Source organism: Brevundimonas sp. (assembly GCF_013823285.1).
GTDB lineage: Bacteria > Pseudomonadota > Alphaproteobacteria > Caulobacterales > Caulobacteraceae > Brevundimonas.
In genome coordinates, this window is sequence record NZ_PNLV01000137.1 from 1 (window position 1) to 5,502 (window position 5,502).

5 protein-coding genes and 1 pseudogene are annotated in these 5,502 nt (G+C 69.3%); 4 read left to right on the top strand and 2 right to left on the bottom strand.

Features of this window, described 5'->3' with window-relative positions:
- The 3 genes from arsB to arsH all read left to right on the top strand — a co-directional run.
- On the top strand, positions 1 to 735 hold a 735-nt coding region (arsB, locus tag C0461_RS13230; RefSeq protein ID WP_292107666.1), incomplete at its 5' end, for an ACR3 family arsenite efflux transporter.
- Positions 735 to 1,169, top strand: coding sequence for an arsenic resistance N-acetyltransferase ArsN2 (gene arsN2, locus C0461_RS13235; protein WP_292107667.1), 435 nt, complete (start codon positions 735 to 737; stop codon positions 1,167 to 1,169). The genes arsB and arsN2, both read left to right, overlap by 1 nt.
- The gene (arsH, locus tag C0461_RS13240; RefSeq protein ID WP_292107669.1) at positions 1,169 to 1,912 is read left to right on the top strand and encodes an arsenical resistance protein ArsH; all 744 of its coding nucleotides are present in this window, start codon (positions 1,169 to 1,171) and stop codon (positions 1,910 to 1,912) included. Before arsN2 ends, arsH begins: the two co-directional genes overlap by 1 nt.
- A gap of 3 nt (positions 1,913 to 1,915) precedes the next feature.
- Here the strand turns inward: arsH and C0461_RS13245 are convergent, their stop codons facing one another.
- Positions 1,916 to 3,421 (bottom strand): hypothetical protein, encoded by a 1,506-nt coding sequence (locus C0461_RS13245; RefSeq protein ID WP_292107670.1) that lies wholly within the window; start codon positions 3,419 to 3,421, stop codon positions 1,916 to 1,918.
- A gap of 11 nt (positions 3,422 to 3,432) precedes the next feature.
- A complete protein-coding gene (locus tag C0461_RS13250; RefSeq protein ID WP_292107671.1) occupies positions 3,433 to 4,800 on the bottom strand; it encodes a tetratricopeptide repeat protein in 1,368 nt (455 codons plus the stop codon).
- Between the two features lie 382 nt (positions 4,801 to 5,182).
- On the opposite strand from C0461_RS13250, the pseudogene C0461_RS13255 reads away from it, so the two are divergent.
- A pseudogene (locus C0461_RS13255) lies at positions 5,183 to 5,502 on the top strand (GAF domain-containing protein); the annotation flags it as partial.

Genomic DNA, 5,502 nt, shown 5'->3' on the forward strand with positions numbered 1-5,502 from the left:
ATGACCGGGGTCATCCTGATCGGCCTGGCCCGGTGCATCGCCATGGTCCTGGTCTGGAACCAGCTGGCGCGCGGCGACAACCAGTATGTGGCCGGGCTGGTGGCGTTCAACTCGGTGTTCCAGATCCTGTTCTTCAGCCTGTACGCCTGGCTGTTCCTGACCGTCCTGCCGCCCCTGTTCGGGCTTGAGGGCAGCGTCATCGACATCAGCATCTGGACCGTCGCCGGGGCCGTGCTGATCTATCTGGGCGTGCCGTTCCTGGGCGGATACCTGACCCGGCGCATGCTTGTCGCCCGCAAGGGAGAGGACTGGTACGAGACCCGCTTCATCCCCCGCATCGGGCCGATCACCCTGATCGCCCTGCTGTTCACCATCCTGGCCATGTTCAGCCTGAAGGGCTCCGACGTGGCGGCCCTGCCGCTGGATGCGATCAGGATCGCCATCCCCCTGACCATCTATTTCCTGGTCATGTTCGTGGTCAGCTTCCTGATGGGCAAGCTGATCGAGGCGGACTATCCGCGCACCACCGCCCTGGCCTTCACCGCCGCGTCGAACAATTTCGAGCTGGCCATCGCCGTGGCCATCGCCGCCTTCGGCCTGGCCAGTCCGGTGGCCTTCGCCGCCGTGATCGGTCCGCTGGTGGAGGTGCCGGTGCTGATCCTGCTGGTGTCGGTCGCCCTGTGGATGGGCCGTCGCTGGTTCCCCGACACCGCCCCGCCGAAGGAGGCCCGCTGATGCTCACCGCCGAACCCGTCGCCGGCGAGGACGCCGGGCTGATCGCCGCCCTGACCGCCGAGCATCTGCCGACCGAGGACCTGAACCAGCCGGGCCGGCGCTTTCATCGCTTCATTGATGAGCAGGGGCTGGTGGGATTCGGCGGGCTGGAAGGCCACGGGCCCGACCGGCTGATCCGCTCCATCGTCACCGCGCCGGGACGCCGGGGGCAGGGTCTGGGGCGAGTCTTGCTGGCGGCGCTGGAAGCGGCGGCCCGTCAGGACGGCGTGGAACGACTGCATCTGCTGACGACCACCGCAGCGCCCTTCTTCATCCGCAACGGCTATCAGGCCGCTGACCGCGACACCGCGCCGAACGCCATCGCCGCCAGCCGGGAATTCGCCAGCCTGTGCCCCGCCTCGGCCGCCTATCTGATCAAGGCGGTGGCCCCGTGATGACCACGCGCCTGCGCCCCCTGCCCGACCCGGACCACCTGCCCGCGCTGGACCCGGAATACCTGCACACGCGGCCCGCGCTGGATCTGGGGCCGATGGATCATCCGCCGCGCATCCTGCTGCTGTACGGCTCCCTGCGCGAGCGGTCCTATTCGCGGCTGGCAGCGGAAGAGTCCGCCCGGCTGCTGCAGCTGATGGGCTGCGAGACGCGCATCTTCGATCCGTCCGACCTGCCCCTGACCGACCAGATCGCGGGCGACGACCATCCGGCGGTGCACGAACTGCGCGAACACGCCCTGTGGTCCGAGGGCATGGTCTGGTCCAGCCCCGAGCGGCACGGACAGATGTCCGGCCTGATGAAGCTGCAGATCGACCACATTCCGCTGAGCATGGGCGGGGTGCGCCCGACGCAGGGGCGGACGCTGGCGGTCATGCAGGTGTCCGGCGGCTCCCAATCGTTCAACGCGGTCAACGCCATGCGCCTGCTGGGGCGATGGATGCGCATGATCACCATTCCGAACCAGTCCAGCGTGGCCAAGGCCTGGCAGGAGTTCGACGAGGCGGGGCGCATGAAACCGTCGGCCTATTACGACCGCATCGTGGACGTGATGGAGGAACTGGTCCGCTTCACCGTCCTGACCCGGCCCCACGCCCAGGGGCTGGTGGACCGCTATTCCGAGCGCAAGGCGGCGGGCACGCGGTTGGACGCCGCCGCCGCCGTGGCGAAACGCGCGCTGGACTGACGCCTACCAGCCCCAGCCGCGACGGCCGCCCCGGTTCCAGCGGCTGTCGCCCACATAGCGGTCGTCATAGGTGTAGCGGCCGTTCTGGTCGTACCAGCCGTAGCCTTGGTTGTAGCGGTCCCAGCCGTCCAGACCCCAGGCGTAGTCTTGATAGGGATCGCCGTACCAGCCGTCGTCCTGGGCCCACCAGTCGCGCGGGTAGGGATCGTACTGGCACTGCCAGGACGGACCCCGCGCGGGCGCGAAAGCGTAGCGATCGCGATAGCGGGGCTGGAACTGGGGCCGGCAGATGTCGTGGCGCGACCAGACCCGGTTGCCGTTCTCCTCGACCGAGGCGCGATCCTCGGCGAAGACCAGCTGACGCACGCCCACGAAGACGTTGTCGGTGATGACGGCCCGGCCCGAGGCGGCGGCCACGCCCAGGGTGTCGGCGCGCACGCGGCTGTCGGTCAGAACCAGCTCGCCATTGTAGAGCACCACGCCCTTGTCGGCGCGGCATATGCGGCTGTCGCGCACCTCCACCGAAGCGCCCTCGATGGCCACGCCCTCCACATAGCCGCAGATGCGCGAGCCCTCGACGATGACCCGGCCGTAGTCGCGGCCCGAGCGGACCATCAGACCGATGGAGCGGGGCCCGAAATTGTTCGGCGCCTCGGTGCCCTTCATGGACACGCGGGTCAGCCGGGCGGTCTGGCCGGCCCCGGGGATCAGCTCCATGCCTGCCTGGGCGTGGGTGATGTCCACCTCATAGACCGACACGCCGGCGCCGTCGGCGACGATGGCCGGGGCGATGGTGTGCGCTTCGATGACGCTGTTGCGGATGTCCAGCGCCCCGCCGTCCGCATAGATGGCTGGCTCGTCGCCGCCGTGGCGGAAGCCGGTGCGGTCAAAGATCAGCTGGGCGCCGTAGCCCACCACGCAGGCCGCCTCCCCGGCGTTGCGGGATTCAAACACGATGTCGCGCACCTCGACCCGCACCCCCTGGGCCACCGTCATGCAAGGCAGGCCGTCCGGCGCCTGGATGGTGGCCGGGGGCGATCGGTCCCAGTCGCGGCGGTCGAAGCCGGCGTCGCCCATGATGGTCATGGGCTTGTCGATGTTCATCCAGCCCACGCAGGCTCCTGCCCGCCCCCGGATGATCAGGGTCCCGCCCGGCGCCACACGGGCCACGGCGTTCTCGAGACCGCCCGAGCCGGGATTGCCCCCACAGTCGATCAGCACCACCTGCTCGCTGGCCACAGGCGGCGGCGGATAGCCGGGGCCGCGCCCATAGCCGTGATCCCAGCGGCGGCGGTGGTCCCCGTAGCTCCAGCGGCGCTGGGGCCGGGCGCGCGTGCGGGTGGGCGGATCCAGCAGGATGCCGAAATTGGGGCGCGTCTGGCTTTCCACCCTGGCGGCGGTCTGGGCGCTGGCCGGGCTGTCCGCCAAGCCGGCCAGACCGACCAGGGCCATGCCGGACACGGCGGCGGCGAGGGTGACGCGGGCGGGGGTGAAGATGGGCTTTTTCATTTCCAGCGCCTCTATCGGCTTTGCGCGCGCGAGACCTGGGCCAGGACGGCCTGCAGGCGGGACGCCGACGGGGTGAAGCCCGACAGCGCGGATTCGATGCGGTAGACCACGGCCTCGGCCTTGTCCTGATCGGCCACCCCGGCCACGCCGAGGGCGAAGTAGCTGGACATGGCGAACTTGGCCTCCGGCGAGCCCTGACGGTCGGCCTGCTGGAACCAGTGGAACGACCGGGCGTAGTCGGCCGGCACGCCGACCCCCTCCGCGTACATGACCGCCAGCACCAGCTGGGCCTCCGATGAACCGTTGACCGCCGCCAGTTGGATGGCGCGCAGCCGCTCCTGATAGGACAGCCGCCCCTCCATGGGATGGCCCAGCATGGCCTCCAGCGTCTCCACCTGCCGTTTGGACAGGGCGTTCGGCGCGGAGGCGACGGTGTCGGTGACCCCCAGGTAGCGCAGGGCCCGGCCCACATGGACGAAGGGCAGCTCGGTGATCCGCGTCAGGGCGTAGTCATAGGCGTCCCCGCGCGACCGGCTTTCATCCGAATGGGGCACGCCCGAGCGCGGCGCCTCATTGGGATAGAACTCGTACGGCGGCACCCACTGGCGGGCCTTGGCCTCCACGAAGGCGCCGTAGCGCGAGCGGGCCGGCGTCGAGGCCTCGAAGTCGCGCAGTAGCACATAGGCGCCCACGTCGCCGGTCTGCACCGCCAGATAGTTGTAGAGATAGGCGTCCACATCATTGCGCGGGAACAGGTTCACCGCCGCGTGACGACCCGTGCGGCCCACGCGCAACGGCTCGCCGGGTCGGTGGCCCTGCCCCCAGGCGGCCCGGGCCTCGCGGTTGTCGATGGGCTCGCCGAAGGGACCGTAGAGCTCGTCGTGCAGACGGGCCAGGGTGCGGTATCCATCCGCGTCCTGGGTCGACAGCACATAGATGACCCGGTCGCGCACCTCCTCCTGCTCGTCGCGGGTCATGCGCGAAAGCTGGGCGTCCAGACGCTGGTAGGCCACCCGCCGCTCGAAGGCGCGGCAGTCGTCATAGCCCGACAGGGGGCGCCACGAGCCGAGACCGGCGCGGCGCGCGCTGTTGATGGGCGCGAACCCCTCGGTATTGGCCAGGGCCATGGCGTACCAGACCGAGCTCTCGATCGGATCTTCCAGATTGCGGTCGGTGGCCCGCACGGCGGCGTAACGCCCGCCCAGCTCCAGCTGGGCGAAGAAATCGCCCCGGAACGCCAGACGGCGCAGGCGGCGAATGCCGGCTTCCTGGTCGTTGAACTCCGCGCCTGTGACCGAGGCCGGGCGGGGACAGGCGGCCGAGGCCGGATCACCGCGCGACCAGAACCTCAGGCCGCGATCGCCGAATCCGGACAGCATCAGCGCACCGAGAATGGCCAGAACAACCACCACTGCCGCCGCGATGAACGGCAGCGGACCGGCCCCGCCGGAGCGGTTGAACCGATCGAATCCACGCTTTCTGGACTCAGGGTGGTCGTGATCGTCCATAACGCCCCGCTGACTGGAGGGCCCTGGCGGCCCGCGCGTAACCCTGTTCGACCGGGACGATCCGGTCGAGTTAACCTTCTGTCAAGGTTAACGAGAGGTTAACGCCAAGCTGACGCAAGCGTTGCCGCAGTGTGGCGGAAATATGCGTTTCCAAGGCGAATCAGATGCTTGGCTATTCGCCTCAGGCGCGAGGACACGGGGGCTGTCACAAAGGTTTCTGTGGACCTATATCCCGGGCGCAACAGGAGAGCCCATGGCCTACGCCGCCCGAGACGACCGTCCCGCCGACAAGGCCGCCCGCTACGCGGAGGTGGAGGCCGAAATCCTTGCTGTCCTGGACGGCGAGCCCGATCGTGTCGCGCGCATGGCCACTGTGGCCTCCATGCTGGCGGACGCCTTTCCCGCCTTCTTCTGGACCGGCTTTTACGTGGTGGATGCGGCCCGCAGCGATGAACTGGTGGTGGGTCCCTATCAGGGCACGCTGGGATGTCTGCGCATCGCCTTCGGGCGCGGTGTGTGCGGGACCGCCGCCGTCGAGCGGCGCACCCAGGTCGTCGAGGACGTCCACGCCTT